Genomic DNA, 16,742 nt, shown 5'->3' with positions numbered 1-16,742 from the left:
GGGCGGTGGCTGCCGCGAGGCCACGGATCAGGCCGACGGGACCGTCGAGCCGCGCACCACCAGCTGAGCCGGGAGCAGCCGACGCGAGGGTGGGGCGTCCGGGTCGGCCAGCCGGAGCAGGCACTCCTCGACGGCGAGCCGACCTCGCTCGCGGAGGTCGGTCTCCGCCGTCGTCAGCCCGGGACCGTAGAACTCGGTGGCCGGCAGGCCACCGAAGCCGGCGACGGCGAGGTCTTCCGGGACCCGCAGGCCGAGCTCGGCGGCCGCGCGCAGGACCCCCAGCGCGATGTCGTCGGCGCCGGCGAAGACGGCGTCGGGGCGAACGCCCCGCGCCGCGGCCTTGTGCAGAGCCTCGTAACCGGCACGGGCGCTCCATGCACCTGCGGACTCGAAGAGGTCCGGGTCGCCGACGAGCGCCTCCCAGCGCTCTCGCCGGAACCGGGCCACGAGCGTCTCGCGCCGGCCGCCGAGGTGCATGATCCGGCGCCGACCGATCTCCTGCAGGTGCTGCACGACGAGGTCGACGGCGCCGACCTCGTCGAGTGCCACCACCGAGCACGGAGGCTCGGGACCGAGGTCGGTGGTGCTGACCATCGGGAACGGCACCTCGACCTCGGCCAGCACCTGGGCGTTGAGCTCGGTGGCCGGGAGCACCATGGCGGCGGCGACTCGTTGATCGACCATCGAGTCGAGTCCTCGCCGCAGCTGCTCGCCCTCGTGGTCGGTGGCGATCGCCACCGTCAGCGTGTAGCCGCGCTCGGTCGCAGCCTCCTGCATCGCGGCCAGCAGCAGCGCGGACGATCGCTCGGGCGGCTGCCCGAAGACCACGCCGAGCGTGCGGCTGGCACCCATCAGCGCCTGAGCCGCGCGATTGGGCCGATAACCGAGTCGGTCGATGACCTCACGGACCGCCGCAGCCGTGCTCTCGACGACCGCCGGATCGCCGCTGAGGACCCGCGAGACGGTGGCGCGCGACACGCCGGCGGCGGCCGCGACATCGGCCATCCGGACCTGCTGCCACTGCCGCTCACGCCCTGCTCGAACCACGCTTCCCCCGCTCTTGGGCCCCTCCGAGGAGTCTTGACAGCGAAGTATGCCAAGGCTAACTTGGGCGCGGCCTCTAAATGTACGCGCGTACATTCGTCCATCAACACCGGAGTTGACAGCGTGTGAGTACCTCACCGTCAGCGCGATCGCTGCGCCGCCGCCTCCCGCTGCTGCTGCTGGCAGCGCCGGGAGTGGTCGTCCTGCTCGCGTTCCAGTACTACCCGCTGCTGGGCAACGTCATCGCCTTCAAGCACTACCTGCCGTTCCTCGGCATCGGGGAGAGCGAGTGGGTCGGGTGGCAGAACTTCGAGGTCATCGTCAACGGCGACCACCAGTTCGTGACGGCGCTGACCAACACCTTGATCATCACGCTCGTCCAGGTGCTGGTGGTGTTCCCGATCCCCATCGCGCTCGCGATCGCGCTGACGTCGCTGGCGTCCGAGCGCATCAAGCGCATCGTGCAGAGCGTGCTCTACCTGCCGCACTTCCTGTCCTGGGTGATCGTCGTGGGGATCTTCCAGCAGTTTCTCGGTGGCTCGGGGATGCTCAACAACTTCCTGCGCTCGAACGGCTACGACACCTTCCAGATCATCGGCAACGCCGATCTGTTCATCCCGCTGCTGACCAGCCAGCTGATCTGGAAGGACGCCGGGTGGGCGACGATCCTGTTCCTCGCGGTGCTCTCGCAGATCGACGTCCAGCTCTACGAGGCGAGCGTCGTCGACGGCGCCGGCCGCGCCCGTCAGCTGTGGCACATCACGCTGCCCGCCCTGAAGAGCATCGCGATCCTGCTGCTGATCCTGCGCCTCGGAGACGCCCTCAGCGTCGGCTTCGAGCAGATCATCCTGCAGCAGCCCGCGGTCGGACTGGAAGCCTCCGAGGTCCTCGACACCTACGTCTACAACAACGGGATCGTCGGCGGGAACTGGAGCGAGGCGGCTGCGGTCGGCCTGGTCAAAGGCGTCGTCTCGGTGCTGCTGGTTCTCGGTGCCAACAAGGTCGCTCACATGTTCGGCGAGGACGGGTTGTACAGGTCATGAGTCGTCAGCGTCGGTACCGTCTCGTCAACGGCCAGCCGCCCTCGTCGCCGCAGATGCGTGTGCTCAAGGCGGTGGTGTTCACGATCGCGTGCGCGCTGGTCCTGGTGCCGTTCGTCGGCATCGTCGCCACGTCGTTGGCGCCGGCCGCGCAGGTGACCGCCGCCGGCGGCCTGGTGCTGTGGCCCAGCAGCATCGACCTCTCGGCCTACCGGGCGATCCTCGCCGGCGGTGTGGTGACGCGGGCGCTCGGCATCAGCGGCATCGTCACCATCCTGGGAGCCGCGCTGTCCTTGACGGTGTCCTCGATGCTCGCCTACGCCCTCACCCGGCGGGCGCTGCCGGGGCGCCGCGCGCTGACGATGCTGCTGATCTGCAGCCTGTTCTTCAGCCCGGGCATGATCCCGACCTATCTGGTTGTCAAGCAGTTCGGCATGCTCGACTCGCTGGCCGCGCTGATCGTGCCGACCTGCTTGAGCGCCTTCAACGTCATCGTGCTGCGTGCGTTCTTCAGCAACCTCCCGCAGGACGTGCTGGAGGCGGCCCAGATCGACGGCGCAGGCGAGTTCAGCCTGCTGGGTCGCATCGTGCTGCCGCTGTCCAAGGCCGCCCTGGCCGTGATCGGCCTGTTCTACGCCGTCGGCTACTGGAACTCGTTCTTCGCGGCGTTGCTGTACCTCAACGACACCTCGTTGTGGCCGCTGCAGCTCGTGCTGCGGTCCTACGTCACCAACGGCGAACGCATCGCCGCTGCCGACATGGACTCCGGCATCGTGCCGCCCCAGGTCACGTTGCAGATGGCGATCCTGGTGATCTCGATCGTCCCGATCCTGTGCGTCTACCCCTTCCTGCAGCGCCACTTCGCCAAGGGCGCACTCACCGGCGCCATCAAGGGCTGACCGCTCACGCCTGCCCACCCACCCGCACGAACCCTGCCCGGTGCGTCATGCACCGGTACCTGAGAGAAGGAGACACCGATGTCACGTTCCACCTCGTTGCCCAGCCGGCGCAGCATCCTCATGGCCGGGCTGGGGGCCGCCGCGGTCGCCGGTCTCACCGCCTGCTCCGACGACGGCGGCGCCAACAACGGCGGTGGCGGCGCCACCGGTACCGACGGCTCGGCCGTGCTTCCCACCTACACCCCCTACGGCGGCGTCGAGCCGGATCTGGCCGAGCAGGAAGGGCGCACCTCGAACGCGTTCTTCGCCTACCCCTCGGACCCGGGCGCCTACTCGAGCGCCACGCCGGGCGACGGCCAGCCGATCACGGCGATGGTGCCGACCGCCTTCGCCATCCCGCCGACGATGGGTCAGAACCCCTTCTGGCAGGAGCTGAACGAACGGCTCGGATCCGAGCTGAGCATCACCGCGACCCCGTCCGCGGAGTACGACGCCAAGTTCGCCACCACGGTCGCCGGCGACACGCTGCCCGACTTCTTCTACCTCGGCGCCATGCAGTCGCTGCCGCAGTTCATGGCCGCGAAGGCTGCCGACCTCACCGACCACCTCGCGGGCGACGCGATCAACGACTACCCCGCGCTGGCCAACCTCCCCACCGCGTCGTGGCACCAGTGCATCTTCGACGGACGCATCCGAGCGATCCCGATCCAGCGCGGTCTGATGGCGCAGCCGGCCGTGCTGGTGCGTGCCGATCTGCTGGCGGCGGCCGGGATCACCGAGACCCCCGAGAGCTTCGACGACCTCATGGCGCTGTCGGAGCAGCTGACCGGTGGCAACACCTGGGCGTGGGGCTCGTTCCCGCTGCCGTACGTGCGATCGATGCTCGACATCCCCGGCTACTGGACGATCGAGGACGGCGAGTTCGCCACCAACCTCGAGGACGAGCGGCACCAGGACGCGTTGGAGGCCGTCCGCAAGCTGCAGGAGGCCGGCGTCATCAACCCCGACGCAGCGGTCGCACCCTCCTCGACACGCAAGGACTGGTTCGGCTCGGGCACGACAGTCCTTCACGAGGACTCGTTCGTGGCGTGGTTCAGCCTCTACAACCAGCACGCGAGCGTCGAGGGCCTCGACATCCAGGCGCTGCCGGTGATCGGGTTCGACGGCGGTACGGGGACCCAGATGATCAACAAGCCCAACGTCGGGATCACCGCGATCAGCGCGGCCGCTGCCGACCGGGTGGAGACGCTCCTCAAGGTGGCCGACTACCACGCGGCGCCGTTCGGCAGCGAGGAGTACCTCTTCGTCCACTACGGGATCGAGGGCATGCACTACGACCTGGACGGCAGCGACCCCGTGGTCAGCGAGCGTGCCTCCGAGATCAACATCGGGTCGATCTACATCTCCGACGCCGCGCGTGCGATCTACTCGGCCAGGCGGCAGGAGACCGTCCAGGCTGCGTACGACTGGCAGATGCAGGTGACCGAGAAGTCCTTCGTCGACCCGACGAACGGTCTGTACTCGGAGACGGCGAGCCGGCAGTGGTCGGCGCTCCAGACGGGTCTGCAGAGCACCGAGACCGACATCATCCTCGGCCGGCGCCCGGTCAGCGACTGGCCCGCCGCCGTCGAGGACTTCCTGTCCGGTGGCGGGAACCAGGTCATCGACGAGTACAAGGCTGCGCACGCAGCCCTGGAGTCATGAGACCGGTCGAACGGCTCGGGCAGTGGCTGGAGGCGATGGAGCGTTGGTGGACCCAGGCCGACGACGGCCTGGGCTGGTTCGGTTCGGGCTACGACAGCTGGGGGGTGCAGACGAACCTCAAGTACGCGTCCGCCGCGGCCGCCGTCGCCGCGCGGCACCCGGACGCCTCGGTGCGCAGCTGGGCGCTCGGACGCGCACGCGACAGCTATCGATTCGCGTGGAGCTCGCACCTGTCCGGTCCGAGCACGTGCGCCGACGGCCGCAGCTGGGGGCACACGTGGATCAGCGCGCTCGGCATCGAGCGTGCGTGGCTGGGGCTGGACCTGCTGGGTGAGGCGGGCGCCGACCTCCGCCAGGACGCCGAACGGGTGCTGCTCAGCGAGTCCGACTGGCTGAGCACCTCCTACCAGCGCGGTCGCACACCGGGTGTGGTCGCCGGGCTGTGGGCGGACGAGGGTCACAACGACCCGGAGTCGAACCTGTGGAACGGTGCGCTGCTGTGGCGCACCCTCACCCGCGTGCCCGATGCCCCGGAGGCACCGGCGTACCGGGACAGGGCGTTGAGCTTCATGGCCAACGGGGTCAGCCTGACGGCGGACGCGCAGGATCGGACCCGCTACGACGGCGAGCCGCTGGCGAGCCGCCACATCGGCGCGAACTTCTTCGACTCGATGGCGCTCGACCACCACGGCTATCTCAACCTCGGCTACATGGCGATCTGCACCAGCCAGGCGAGCCTGCTGTACTTCGACCAGGCCGCGGCGGGTCTGCCCGTCCCCGACCTGCTGCACCTCCACCAGGACGTGCTGTGGGACCGCCTCAAGAGCTGCATCACCCCCGACGGCCGTCTGATCCGGCTGGGTGGCGACAGCCGGGTGCGCTACGCCTACTGCCAGGAGTACGTGCCGGTCGCTGCCCTGTACGCCCGGGAGCACCTGGGTGATGAGGGAGCGGATGCCGTCATCGCCGGTTACCTCGAGCTGGTCGCGGCCGAGACCGGTGATCGGGGCGCGTTCTACGACCGCCGGCTCGGCCACATCCAGGAACGGCGCCCCTACTACTACACCCGGCTCGAGTCCGACCGGGCCAACGCGCTCGCCTTCCTCGTCGCGCACGGGGACCGGGAGCGGTCGGCGCAGACGGCCCCACGGCACGAGCCGACATCCTGGTCCGACGACGAGCACGGCGTCGTGATGGTGCGGGGGCGGCGGCTCGCCTCGCACAGCTGGCGCGCCTTCACCACGACCCAGGGTCTGTGCGTGCCCACCGCACACGGCGACATGGCCGAGTACCACCTGAACCTCGCACCCCGGCTGCGGCTCGAGGGTGAGAACACGGCCTTCGACGAGTTCAACTCCGGTCGCCCCAAGCGGCGCGTGACCAGCCGATGGCAGTCGTCCTTCGACGACGGGTTCGCGACGGTCGGCCAGGTGCTGGAGGGCACCGAGCTGGTCATCGCCGAAGGATGGAAAGGTGATGGCGCCGCACAGAGCACGATCGCGATGGTCGCGCTGCCGGACGACGCCACGGTGCTGGGCCTCCAGCTGGTTCGCACGGCCGCGTGGTCGGTCGGCCTGCTCGGCTGGCACGGACTGAACCTGGGCATCCCCAACGACGTCTACAACGGCGCGAGCCGCGAGCTGCGCACCGCTGGGGGCACGGTCCGGCTCGACGACGTCCCGATGGCCGGTTCGGTGACCGACCTCGGGCACGAGGTGACCGTCGATGGCGTGCTGACCGTGCGATCGCTCACCGAGGGGGCCGTCCAGCTGCTCCGATCGCCCACGCCCGACGGCGGTCCGCTGCAGTCGCTCCGCGTGGAGACGCTCGCGATGGGCACGGTGCAGGAGTCCCAGTACGTGCCGCCGCGGACCACGATCATCGACGTGGCCTACCTGATGCACGTCGGCGGTCCGGGCGCCGCCGTCCCCACGACGGCGACCCTCTCGGCGTCCGGACCGCTGCGGGCGTGGCACGTCGACTCGACCGGGGGCCGGTCCTGGACCGTCGTCGTGAACGTCTCGACCAGTGACGAGGTCTGGCAGCTGGCTTCGCAGGGGGGAACGGCGCGGGAGCTCACCGGCGCGGGAGACCGAGAGGTCGGCGCTGCGTTGCCGGTGCCTGCCCTGCAGGCGCGCGTCGTGGAGCATGTCGCGGCGTGAGCCGCCGCACGGCTCTAGCTCTCGTGCTGCTCCCGGGTGTGGACCTCGGCGGGCGGCCCGGCCTCGCGCTCGGCGGAGCGAGCCGTGAGGTAGTAGCGGTGCGCGGTGATGACGAGGGCGAGCCAGGCCGCGCCCAGGACCAGGCCCGCGAGCACGTCGGTGAGCCAGTGATGCCCGAGGTAGACCCGGGTGAAACCGATGAGGAGGACGTAGAGGACCGCGGCCGTCACGATCGTGATGCGCGCGCGCCGGCCGCGGCGCAGCGCGAGCAGGTAGCCGATGATGCCGACGACGGCGACAGCGTTCAGCGTGTGCCCGCTCGGGAACGACTCCGAGAGCTCGAAGGGTGGGACGGCGTCGCTGTAGGGCGGTCGGACCCGAGCGATGAACTCCTTGCCGGTGATCGTCAGCAGCAACGACACCGCGCCGGTCACGGCGATCAGGACCACGGGCGTCCACGAGCGTCGGCGGACGCCGAGGACGACCATCGCCGTGATCGCGATCAGCGGCATGCCGATCTTGCCCGCCGTGGCGGTGACCGCGGTCAGCAGCGTGTCCACGACGGGGGAGCGCGTGCCGAGCAGAAGGTCCAGCAGGGGCCGGTCGAGCCCGGCCACGCCCTGGCTGGTGGTGACCGCCGCATAGATCACGATCACGATGGCGGCAGCGGCCGAGATCACGGCGACGCCGACCGCCAGCGCGACGGCGAGAGCGGAGTAGGCACCGGCCCGGCGGGACAGCGTCGTCGCACTGGCGGCCGTGGCCTCGCCCAGCGGACCTGACCAGGCCGTCAGGTCGACGTCTCCGAGGCGCACGTCCTGCTGGCGCTCACCGGCGACCCCCTCCTGCTGGGCCTGCGGCGCGGTCGGTCCCGCGGGGCGCGACTCCTCGCCCCGACTAGCGATGCTTGGCCTCGTCGCCGTCGGGCGCACCGCCGTCGTCCTCGGTGCGGCCACGTGACCGACGCAGCGCACGGCCGCGCGCGACCAGCTTCTCCCGCTTGGCAGCCTGCTTGTCGCTGGCGCGGGTGTCACGAGGTGGTTGCTGCAGGGTCTCCTCGGCGGCGATGCCCGCCTGGAGCTCGCGGCCACGTTCCAGCTCGGCGTCGAACTCTGCGCCGAAGAGCAGCGCCAGATTGATGATCCACAGCCAGAGCAGGAAGATGATTACGCCGGCGAGCGCACCGTAGGTCGCGCTGTAGCTGCCGAAGTTCGTGACGTACAGCACGAACCCCAGTGAGGCCAGTGCCGCGACGACGATCGCGACCACGGCACCGGTGCTGATCCAGCGGAACTTGGGCTGCTTGACGTTCGGCGTCCCGTAGTAGAGCAGCGCGATCGCGATGACCACGAGCAGCAGCAGCAGCGGCCACTTCGCGATCCCCCAGACCGTCATCGCCGCCGCGCCCAGACCGATCGCGTCACCGATGGCCTCAGCCACCGGGCCGCTGAGCACCAGGATGAGACCCACGAGGGCGACGAGGATCAGCATGGCGATGGTGAGCGCGTACATCACCGGGCGCAGCTTCCAGAACGGACGGCCCTCGGGCACCTCGTACATGCGGTTCATCGCGCGCGAGAACGCGGTGACGTAGTTGGACGCCGTCCACACCGCCGTCAGCAACCCGACCAGCAGGCCGATCCCGGGGGCCGGCACGTTGGTCAGGCTCTCGATCACGGGACCGATGGTGTTCATCGTCTCTTCGGGCATCGCGTCCTCGGCGATACCGAGGAGCGACTCGGTGATCGCCCCCTGGCCGACCAGGCTGAGGATCGAGACGAGGGCGATCACGGCCGGGAACAGCGACAGCACCGCGTAGTAGGTCAGCGCCGCCGCGAGGTCGGTGCACTCGTCGGCGAGGAACTCGCTGATCGTGCGCCGCACCGTGTACGTCCACGACGGCTTCCGCAGATCCGTGGGTGAGTCCGGCTTGTCCGGCTGGGACTGCGGATCTGACTTGTCGGCCATCTCGAACCTTCCACGACGAGGGAACCCCGTGGGCCGGTGCCCGGCCCACGGGGTGAGGGGTCAGGACCCCTGCAGCCGGTCCCGCGACTGACCGACCTGCTCGCTGACGTCCTCCGCCGCGTGCTGCCCGGACGACCGGACCTCGGCGGCGCCTTCGGTGGCGCTCTCGCGCACCTGCTCTGCGCCCTCGGTGGCCGTGGACTTGACGGCGTCCATCGCCTCCATCGCGGGCTCCTTCATGTCGCCTGCCATCTCCTGAGCGAGCGACTTCGCCTGCTCGGCGGCGCCCTGCACCGCGTCGGAGCTCTTGGCCTGCTCCAGCAGCTGCTGCTCCTTGCGGGAGGACGGGATCATCGAGGCCGCCAGCAGGCCCACGCCGAACGCGATGAGCCCGGCAGCCATCGGGTTGCCGCTGGCGCTGCTCTTGGCGGAGTGCGGCGCGTCGCTGACGGCGTCCGCCGCGGCGTGCGCCGCGTCGGACGTCGCGGTGCGGGCGTCATCCGCCACCCCCAGCACCTTGTCCTTGACGCCGGAGACGGCCGACTTCAGCTTGTCGGTCTGGCGCTCGGCCACCCGAGCGGGGCTCACCTTGTCGGTGAGAGCGTCGACATCGCTGCTGAGCTCGGATCGGGTGCGCTCGATGTCGGCGCGGATACGGTCGGGATCGGTGCTCATCGGTCATGTCCTTTCATGGCGTCCGGAATCTTCTGAACTGTCTCGGCGGTCCGCGGAGCGCCCTCCACGGAGTCGAGCGACTTCTTGCCTCTCATGGCCATCACCAGCGCGACGAGTGCCCAGATGCCGCACACGATCAGCGCCGACCAGCCGAGGGCGGGAACCTCGTCGCCCTCGCCGATCATGGCGCCGAGCGCCCACCACAGGGCCAGGGACGCGAACAGCAGCGCGAAGTTGCCTGCCACCGCGGCCCCACCCAGCAGACCTGCACCCTTGCCGGCACGCTTGGCCGACTCCTGGACCTCGGCCTTGGCGAGCGCCACCTCCTGGCGCATCAAGACCGAGAGGTCCTCGGTCACCTCCCCGAAGAGCTCGCCCAACGAGCGGTCGTCAGCGGTGGACGCCGGCGTGCTGGCAGGCGGGGGCGGGTAGGCGTCGGGTCCGGCGCTCATGAACGATCGTCCGGATGTGCGGTGGCCGGTGCGACCGCGCCGGTGTCTCCCATCGCGCCGGGAGCTCCCGCGAGCGGCCCCTCCTGCGACGAGCCGGAGGTTGCCGGTGAGCCGTACGGCTGGGTGCCGGTGGTGCCGTAGGGCTGGCCGCCCGTGGTGCCGTACGCGGTGCTGGTGGTGCCGTAGGGCTGGCCGCCGGTCGTGCCGTACGAGGTGCCGTAGGGCTGAGGCGCCGGGGTCCCGTAGGACCCGGTGCCGGCGGTGCCGGACCCCGCTGAGCCGCTGGCGCCTGCACCGCCTCCGGAGGAGTCGCTGCTGGCGTCCTTGGCGCTGCGCGCGACCCGGCCTGCGAGCAGACCGAGACCCGCTGCGATCGCCATGAAGGTGACCGGGTGCTTCCGCGCGTAGCGGGAGACCTCGTCCAGCACCTGGGCCGGCTCACGCTGCTCGAGCCAGTCTCCGGCGCTCTCCAGCTGCTGGCCCAGCTGCCGTGCGAGCGCGGTGGCCAGCCCCGGGTTCTCGCTGCTCTCGGCCATCGCCGACAGCTCCGAGGAGACCGAACGCATGCCACCGGCAAGGCGCTGCTGCTGGGCACCGGCCTGCTCAGAGACCTGCTGGCGGCCCTGCTCGTACAGGTCACGCGCCTGGTTCTTGGCCTCGGTGAGGGTTTCTTTCGCCTGGTCCTTGGCCGTCTCGGCGACCTCGCCCGCCTTGTCGGCGGCCGCGCCGGCGACCTCCTGCGCGCTGCCCTTGGCCTGGTCGGCGAGCTGGCCGGCCTCGTCCTTGGCGGCGTCGGTCCCGCTGCTCTGGCCAGCGGAGGTCGACGTGGTGCTGGAGGTCGACGTGGTGCTGGAGGTCGGTCCCGTCGTGGTGGCGGGCGGGTACGTCGGGGGCGCCACACCGGCGGGGCTCGAGCTCTCGTATCGGTTCTCGTCAGTCATGGTCATGCCTTCCTGTCGGTCATCTCCGGTTCCCCTTCGCGGGGTGGTTGATGCATGCGAACGCGTCCAGATGCGAGGGTGCGAGGGTGGGAGGGACGATCACCGCCCGGCGTTCTCGCGGATCCGGGGCAGGACGTCACGTCCGTAGGCCTCGATCATCTCCAGGTACTGCGGGCCCATGTTGGCGACGTACACCTCGTCGAAGCCTGCCTGCACGTACTGCTCCAGCTGCTCGACGTGGCGGTCCACGTCCGGGCCGGCGACGATGCTCTGGGCGGTGGCGTCCCGCGTCACGAGCTCGCTCGCCTGCGCGAAGTGCTGCACGGAGGGCAGCACCTGCGAGAGCTCGCCCGGCAGGCCGGAGTTGGCCCAGAGCCGGTGCGCGTAGTCGATGCCCTCGGCCTCGGAGTCGGCCCACGCCACCTTCACGCCGCCCTGGGCGGGCTTGCCGCCGGAGAGCTCCTTGAAGCGCTGGACGTCGTCCGCCGCCGGCGAGGTCGTGACGAAGCCGTCACCGATCCGCCCGGCGAGCTCGAGGGCGGTGGGCCCGAACGCGCTCACGTAGATCGGGATCGGCTCGTCGGGGAGGGTGTAGATGCGTGCGTCGCTCACCTCGTAGTGCTGTCCTCGCGTGGTGACCGCGTCGCCCTCCCAGAGGCGCCGGATCAGCGCGATGGCCTCCTCGAGCATCTCGGCCCGGACGGCGTGGGCGGGCCACACGTCGCCGAGCACGTGCTCGTTCAGGGCCTCACCGGTGCCGACGCCCAGCCGGAAGCCGCCACGCAGCTGGACGGCTGCGGTCGCGGCGGCCTGGGCGATCACGGCCGGGTGGATGCGCATCGTCGGACACGTCACCGCGGTCGTGACGGGCAGGGAGCAGGCCTGGCTCAGCGCCCCGATCACACCCCAGACGAACGGGGACTGACCCTGCTCGTCGTTCCAGGGATGGAAGTGATCGCTGATCCACAGCGCGTCGAACCCGGCGCGCTCGGCGGCGACCGCCTGCTCGACCAGCTCGGCCGGACCGTACTCTTCACAGGACAGGAAGTAACCCAAGGTCAAGGACATGGCCACCGGTTCCCATCCGGTTCGGTTTCATGCCGTGAGCCGCACGGGAGCAGGCGCGCCGGAGACCCTCGTCGCGGTCGCGACTATCCGGGCTCGGCCGCCGGGTAGTCGGCCCAGCTGCCCGGAGGGTGGTGGGGCAGCGCCAGGTCGGCGACGACGCCGAAGTGGTCGCTGGCCCAGACCCCCTCCACCGGATGGTCGAGCAGGCGGCGGCAGTCGACGACCTGCAGCATCGGCCCGTGCCGACCGGCACGCACGAGGACGTAGTCGATGCGACGCGAGATGGCCGTCGCGACCTCACCCGCTCGCACCAGCGGGTTCTCCGAGGTGAAGGTCAGGCCCGGTTCGTCGCCCCGCACGGTCTCCCACGCGTCCTGGTAGCAGACGCTGACATCCTCCAGCGAGCGGCGGCCGCGCCAGAGCTGCATGCTGGCGGAGTCCGGGGTGGCGTCGAAGTCGCCGAGCACGACGGCAGGGCGATCGCCCGCCCAGCGCTCGACCGCCGATGCGGCTCGGAGCGCCTGCTGCTCGCGCTCGACCTCCAGCGGGAAGGGCCAGCTCGGCTTGTGGTGCGCCACCACCAACGATCCGACCGAGGACTCCAGCTCGACGACCAGCGTCGCGTACCAGGGCAGGTCCTGCCCGTTCTCGGGGGTGCCCTGCCCGATCTCCTCCAGGACACGGTGCTCGGCCCGGGTGGCCAGCACCCCACCGGTCCCGTCCTCGCTCGTCTGCGAGAACGGGGTGACGTGGTACCCCGGTCCGAGCAGCTCGTCGAGCCGTTCGTCGGTCGGCACCTCCTGGAGGGCGACGACGTCGGCCTGCTGCGCACGCAGCTCGGCTCCGATCAGCCGGCTGCGCCGCTCCCAGTCCGGGTTCGCGGGTCCGAGGACGTTCAGGGTCAGGCAGCGAAGGCCCGCGGCGACGGAGGACATGTGCACGAGTCAACAACATCGAAGGGTCGCGCGTGCCTCGTCGCACCTCGGAGGTCTAGCGTCAGGCCCATGAGAGCGGTGATGACGTTCTGGTGCGCGGTCCTCGTCCTGGGTCTGGGCGCGATGGTGGCCATCGTGGTGACCGGGCGATGAAGCGGTTCCGCGACCACGGCCTGAGCATCTTCTTCGCCGCGATCTTCCTGCTGGCGCTGGCCGGCCAGTCGATCGCGGGACATCTGGTCTTCAACGCGGACCAGGCGGCCCACGGCGAGCCCGGTATCAGCTGGTGGAGCTTCGTGTCCAGCTCGGCGTTCGTCGTCGACGTCGCCGAGAACTGGCAGTCCGAGTACCTGCAGTTCTTCTTGTTCATCGCCGCCACGGTGTGGTTGGTCCAGCATGGCTCACCGGAGTCGAAGAAGCCGGGGGACGAAGGGACCGGCTCCGAGGAGCAACAGCTGCTCGGTGAGCACGCCAGGCCGGAGTCACCGGCCTGGGCGAAGGCCGCCGGGTGGCGCCGCAGCGTGTACTCCAACTCGCTGCTGCTGGTGATGGGCGGCGTGTTCGTGGCCTCCTGGTCGCTGCAGTCGTTGGCTGGGCTCACGGTGCACAACGCGGAGCAGGCCACGCACGGGGAGCCGGCGATCGGCTGGGCCGAGTACCTGGTCGAGCCGGAGTTCTGGGACCGGACGTTGCAGAACTGGCAGTCCGAGTTCCTCGCCGTCGGGAGCATGGTGGCGCTGTCCATCTATCTCCGACAGCGCGGCTCCGCCGAGTCGAAGCCCGTGGGCGCACCGCACGACGAGAGCTCGGTCAGCTCGGAGTGAAGGCATGGCTGCTGGACCACCTCCGCCCGTGACGGAGCGTGAGCGGCGTAGCGTGTGCGCATGCGTGAGGTACAGCGGGTGATCGTCGAGGAGATGGGCGTCGCGCCCGAGATCGATCCAGCGGCGGAGGCCGAGCACCGGGTGTCGTTCTTGAACGACTACCTCGCCGCGACGGGGGCTCGCGGCTATGTGCTGGGGATCTCCGGGGGATTGGACTCCACCCTCGCCGGTCGTCTGGCCCAGCTTGCGGTCGAGCGGCGCCGCGCCGAGGGAGGTGACGCCGTCTTCGTGGGCGTGCGGCTGCCCTACCGCGTGCAGCTCGACGAGGACGACGCCCAGGCGGCCGTCGCGTTCGTGGCGCCCGACGAGGTGGTCACCTTCAACGTGGGCACCGCCGTCGATGCGTTCGAGTCGGAGTACCTGACGTCGACGGGCCAGCCGATCTCCGACTTCACCAAGGGCAACACGAAGGCACGGTTGCGCATGGTCGCCCAGTACGCGCTCGCGGGCGACCGCGGGCTCCTGGTGATCGGTACCGATCACGGATCCGAGTCGGTGACCGGCTTCTTCACCAAGTTCGGCGACGGCGCCGCCGACGTGCTCCCGCTCTACGGGCTCGACAAGGGTCAGAACCGGGCGGTGCTGCGTGCCATCGGTGGGCCGGAGCGGCTCTGGGCCAAGGAACCGACGGCCGACCTTCTCGACGACATCCCGGGCCGGTCCGACGAGGCCGAGCTCGGCATCTCCTACGAGCACATCGACGCCTACGTCGAGGGTCGGGAGGTGCCCGACGAGGTCGCCGAGCGCATCGAGGCAGCCTGGCGCCGCACGCGCCACAAGCGGACGACGCCGGTCACCCCGCTGGACACGTGGTGGAAGAGGTGAGCGGCGGCGCGAGCCGGCACACCGGAGTCGCGCTGCTGCTCGTGGACCTGCAGAACGCCTACTTCGAGGCCCCCGAGCTCGACGAGGTGAAGGATGAGTTGATCGAGCGGGCCAACGAGCTCGTCGTGGCGGCGCGAGAGGCCGACCGGCCGGTGGTGCTGGTCCGCACCGAGCACGATCGGGACAAGTCGACGTGGACCGTCAACATGCTGGCCGACGACGAGGGCTTCGCGTTCCCGGGTACCGCGCAGGCCAGCTACGTGGACGCGCTCGACACCGAGGGTGGTCTCGACGTGACGAAAACGCGCGACGACGCCTTCCACGGCACCCGGTTGCGCGAGATCCTCACCGAGCTGCAGGTGAGCCATCTGCTGATCGGCGGCGTGTCCACGCACAGCTGCGTAGCCGAGACCGCCATGGCCGCGTTCGCCCACGATCTCCACGTGGCGATCGCCGGTGACGTGATCGCCTCGGAGAACCCGACGCTCTCGGAGGCCATGCTCGAGTTCCTCACCGACGAGCTGCGTCAGCCCGTGCTCGACCAGGAGGGCAGCATCGCGCTGCTGCGCGAGGGTCCGGCGGAAGGCGAGTGAATCGCCTGCCCTCGAAGCGGGTACCGACTGCTGTCCGGCTGGGATGCTTCGGCAGGCGTTCGCCCGCCGGGTGAGCGCGCCCAGCCGGCGTGAGCGTGGGAGGTCGTCATGACGCGTCAGACACTGTGGCACGAGGCTGCGAACCGAGCCGAGACCGACGGCACCGCTGTGCCGAGCCGTGTCGAGGTCGCCGTCGTCGGCGCCGGCATCACCGGCCTGACGACAGCCGTGCTGCTGGCGAGGGCCGGCCTCTCGGTCGCCGTGCTGGAGGCGCGCACCGTGGCCGGGAGCACCACAGGTGCCAGCACCGCCAAGGTCAGCCTCCTGCAGGGAACGACCTTCTCGACGATCGCTCGCCACCACCCGCCCTCGGTGATCGGCACCTACGTCGAGGCCAACCGCGCGGCCCAGGAGTGGCTGTCCGGCTTCTGCGAGACCGCCGGCGTCCCCGTGCAGAGCCGTGACGCCGTCACCTTCGCCGTGAGCGACCAGGGGGAGCGACAGGCACGGCAGGAGCTCGCGCTCGCCCGGGATGCCGGGCTACCGGTGACCTGGGTTCCCGAGCTCGATCTCCCGTTCGGCCACCGGGGCGGGGTCCAGCTGAGCGAGCAGCTGCAGACCGACCCGGTCGCGGTGGCTCATGCGCTCGTCCGTGAGGCACGTGCGCACGGCGCGACCGTGCACGAGGGCGTGCGCGCGCTCCGGGTCAGCGGCGACCAGCCGGCGCTGATCGAGACCGACTCCGGCGTGGTGCAGGCGGACCGCGTGGTGCTCGCCACCGGCATGCCCATCCTCGACCGCGGCGGCTACTTCGCACGGATGGAGGCGCGCCGCTCGTACCTGATGGCGTTCCGCGGCGTGGTGGCTCCGCCGTCGGGGATGTACCTGTCGGCCGAGCAGCCCAGCCGGTCGCTGCGAGAGGCCCGACGCGGGGACGACAAGCTGCTGCTGGTCGGCGGTGCCGGCCACACGACGGGGCGGACGCGTTCGGAGCGCGAGCACCTGGACCAGCTCCGCGACTGGACCCGGCGGTGGTGGCCGCAGGCGGAGGAGACCCACGCCTGGTCGGCGCAGGACCACTCCACGTCCCACGGGTTGCCGTTCGCCGGGCCGCTCCAGCCCGGTACCGAGCACCTGCTGGTCGCCGGTGGTTTCGCCAAGTGGGGCATGACCAACGGGGTCGCCGGCGCCATGGCGCTGGCCGCTCGGGTCACGGGCGGGCGGTTGGACTGGGCGGCGATCTACGAGCCGTGGCGTCGGTCCGAGCTGGCGGGCCTGGGAACCTTCGCCCGGTTCAACGCGTCCGTGGCCGTGGAGATGGCGCGGGGGTGGATGCGCCTGGACGCCGCACACCGCGCCGAGCCGGCCGCGGCACCCGACGGGTTGTCGCGCGTGTGCACGCACCTCGGCGGGAAGGTGAAGTGGAACGACGCGGAGCAGACCTGGGACTGCCCGCTGCACGGGTCACGGTTCGATGCCGACGGGACGGTGCTGAACGCGCCCGCCACGTGCGGCCTGCGGCGGGCGTCGACGGAGTGACCTGACCGGCGCA

16 protein-coding genes are annotated in these 16,742 nt (G+C 70.5%); 8 read left to right on the top strand and 8 right to left on the bottom strand.

The features are described from left to right. Positions 1-27: 27 nt before the first annotated feature. Entirely contained in the window at positions 28-1,047 is a 1,020-nt protein-coding gene (locus GPA04_RS07600; protein WP_162458549.1) for a LacI family DNA-binding transcriptional regulator, read from the bottom strand. Between the two features lie 122 nt (positions 1,048-1,169). On the opposite strand from GPA04_RS07600, the gene GPA04_RS07595 reads away from it, so the two are divergent. The 4 genes from GPA04_RS07595 to GPA04_RS07580 all read left to right on the top strand — a co-directional run bounded on the left by GPA04_RS07595 (position 1,170) and on the right by GPA04_RS07580 (position 6,849). Then, on the top strand, positions 1,170-2,087 hold the full coding sequence (locus GPA04_RS07595) for an ABC transporter permease (RefSeq protein WP_206674148.1): 918 nt from the start codon (positions 1,170-1,172) through the stop codon (positions 2,085-2,087). After that, the gene (locus GPA04_RS07590; protein ID WP_156223456.1) at positions 2,084-2,983 is read left to right on the top strand and encodes a carbohydrate ABC transporter permease; all 900 of its coding nucleotides are present in this window, start codon (positions 2,084-2,086) and stop codon (positions 2,981-2,983) included. The genes GPA04_RS07595 and GPA04_RS07590 overlap by 4 nt, the downstream gene beginning before the upstream one ends. Before the next feature lie 78 nt (positions 2,984-3,061). Then, a complete protein-coding gene (locus tag GPA04_RS07585) occupies positions 3,062-4,687 on the top strand; it encodes an extracellular solute-binding protein (RefSeq protein ID WP_156223455.1) in 1,626 nt (541 codons plus the stop codon). Then, positions 4,684-6,849 carry a hypothetical protein gene (locus GPA04_RS07580; protein WP_156223454.1) on the top strand — a complete coding sequence of 722 codons (2,166 nt, stop codon included), beginning with the start codon at positions 4,684-4,686 and terminating at the stop codon, positions 6,847-6,849. Before GPA04_RS07585 ends, GPA04_RS07580 begins: the two co-directional genes overlap by 4 nt. 14 nt (positions 6,850-6,863) lie before the next feature. On the opposite strand, the gene GPA04_RS07575 is transcribed toward GPA04_RS07580, so the two are convergent. From GPA04_RS07575 to GPA04_RS07545, 7 genes are all read right to left on the bottom strand, one after another. Continuing rightward, the gene (locus tag GPA04_RS07575) at positions 6,864-7,664 is read right to left on the bottom strand and encodes a phosphatase PAP2 family protein (protein ID WP_241680659.1); all 801 of its coding nucleotides are present in this window, start codon (positions 7,662-7,664) and stop codon (positions 6,864-6,866) included. Between the two features lie 82 nt (positions 7,665-7,746). Then, on the bottom strand, positions 7,747-8,817 hold the full coding sequence (locus GPA04_RS07570) for a YihY/virulence factor BrkB family protein (RefSeq protein WP_156223453.1): 1,071 nt from the start codon (positions 8,815-8,817) through the stop codon (positions 7,747-7,749). A gap of 60 nt (positions 8,818-8,877) precedes the next feature. Then, a complete protein-coding gene (locus GPA04_RS07565; RefSeq protein ID WP_156223452.1) occupies positions 8,878-9,492 on the bottom strand; it encodes a DUF3618 domain-containing protein in 615 nt (204 codons plus the stop codon). Further along, on the bottom strand, positions 9,489-9,944 hold the full coding sequence (locus GPA04_RS07560) for a phage holin family protein (protein WP_156223451.1): 456 nt from the start codon (positions 9,942-9,944) through the stop codon (positions 9,489-9,491). Before GPA04_RS07560 ends, GPA04_RS07565 begins: the two co-directional genes overlap by 4 nt. Continuing rightward, entirely contained in the window at positions 9,941-10,885 is a 945-nt protein-coding gene (locus GPA04_RS07555) for a hypothetical protein (protein ID WP_156223450.1), read from the bottom strand. The genes GPA04_RS07560 and GPA04_RS07555 overlap by 4 nt, the downstream gene beginning before the upstream one ends. A gap of 99 nt (positions 10,886-10,984) precedes the next feature. Continuing rightward, complete coding sequence (locus GPA04_RS07550; RefSeq protein ID WP_206674147.1) at positions 10,985-11,953, bottom strand: TIGR03557 family F420-dependent LLM class oxidoreductase; 969 nt, start codon at positions 11,951-11,953, stop codon at positions 10,985-10,987. Between the two features lie 83 nt (positions 11,954-12,036). Further along, positions 12,037-12,888: an endonuclease/exonuclease/phosphatase family protein gene (locus tag GPA04_RS07545; protein WP_156223449.1), complete on the bottom strand. Its 852-nt coding sequence runs from the start codon at positions 12,886-12,888 to the stop codon at positions 12,037-12,039. A 149-nt stretch (positions 12,889-13,037) separates the two neighbouring features. Between GPA04_RS07545 and GPA04_RS07540 the strand changes: the two genes are divergently transcribed. The 4 genes from GPA04_RS07540 (at position 13,038) to GPA04_RS07525 (ending at position 16,729) form a co-directional block, all read left to right on the top strand. After that, positions 13,038-13,712 (top strand): DUF6766 family protein, encoded by a 675-nt coding sequence (locus GPA04_RS07540; protein ID WP_156223448.1) that lies wholly within the window; start codon positions 13,038-13,040, stop codon positions 13,710-13,712. A gap of 60 nt (positions 13,713-13,772) precedes the next feature. Next, positions 13,773-14,597, top strand: coding sequence for an NAD(+) synthase (gene nadE, locus GPA04_RS07535; RefSeq protein ID WP_156223447.1), 825 nt, complete (start codon positions 13,773-13,775; stop codon positions 14,595-14,597). Continuing rightward, entirely contained in the window at positions 14,594-15,190 is a 597-nt protein-coding gene (locus GPA04_RS07530; RefSeq protein ID WP_241680658.1) for a cysteine hydrolase family protein, read from the top strand. Before nadE ends, GPA04_RS07530 begins: the two co-directional genes overlap by 4 nt. Before the next feature lie 108 nt (positions 15,191-15,298). Beyond that, complete coding sequence (locus tag GPA04_RS07525; RefSeq protein WP_156223445.1) at positions 15,299-16,729, top strand: FAD-dependent oxidoreductase; 1,431 nt, start codon at positions 15,299-15,301, stop codon at positions 16,727-16,729. Positions 16,730-16,742 lie beyond the last annotated feature (13 nt).

This window comes from Pseudactinotalea suaedae (assembly GCF_009733815.1).
GTDB classification, from domain to species: Bacteria; Actinomycetota; Actinomycetes; order Actinomycetales; family Beutenbergiaceae; genus Pseudactinotalea; species Pseudactinotalea suaedae.
This window is presented reverse-complemented; position numbering and strand designations above follow the sequence as displayed.

What these genes read in the sequence shown, in the direction of transcription:
- GPA04_RS07590 (WP_156223456.1), top strand. Translation starts at nt 2,084, where the DNA reads ATGAGTCGTCAGCGTCGGTACCGTCTCGTCAACGGCCAGCCGCCCTCG.
- GPA04_RS07585 (WP_156223455.1), top strand. Translation starts at nt 3,062, where the DNA reads ATGTCACGTTCCACCTCGTTGCCCAGCCGGCGCAGCATCCTCATGGCC.
- GPA04_RS07580 (WP_156223454.1), top strand. Translation starts at nt 4,684, where the DNA reads ATGAGACCGGTCGAACGGCTCGGGCAGTGGCTGGAGGCGATGGAGCGT.
- GPA04_RS07570 (WP_156223453.1), bottom strand. Translation starts at nt 8,817, where the DNA reads ATGGCCGACAAGTCAGATCCGCAGTCCCAGCCGGACAAGCCGGACTCA.
- GPA04_RS07565 (WP_156223452.1), bottom strand. Translation starts at nt 9,492, where the DNA reads ATGAGCACCGATCCCGACCGTATCCGCGCCGACATCGAGCGCACCCGA.
- GPA04_RS07560 (WP_156223451.1), bottom strand. Translation starts at nt 9,944, where the DNA reads ATGAGCGCCGGACCCGACGCCTACCCGCCCCCGCCTGCCAGCACGCCG.
- GPA04_RS07555 (WP_156223450.1), bottom strand. Translation starts at nt 10,885, where the DNA reads ATGACTGACGAGAACCGATACGAGAGCTCGAGCCCCGCCGGTGTGGCG.
- GPA04_RS07550 (WP_206674147.1), bottom strand. Translation starts at nt 11,953, where the DNA reads ATGTCCTTGACCTTGGGTTACTTCCTGTCCTGTGAAGAGTACGGTCCG.
- GPA04_RS07545 (WP_156223449.1), bottom strand. Translation starts at nt 12,888, where the DNA reads ATGTCCTCCGTCGCCGCGGGCCTTCGCTGCCTGACCCTGAACGTCCTC.
- GPA04_RS07540 (WP_156223448.1), top strand. Translation starts at nt 13,038, where the DNA reads ATGAAGCGGTTCCGCGACCACGGCCTGAGCATCTTCTTCGCCGCGATC.
- nadE (WP_156223447.1), top strand. Translation starts at nt 13,773, where the DNA reads ATGCGTGAGGTACAGCGGGTGATCGTCGAGGAGATGGGCGTCGCGCCC.
- GPA04_RS07525 (WP_156223445.1), top strand. Translation starts at nt 15,299, where the DNA reads ATGACGCGTCAGACACTGTGGCACGAGGCTGCGAACCGAGCCGAGACC.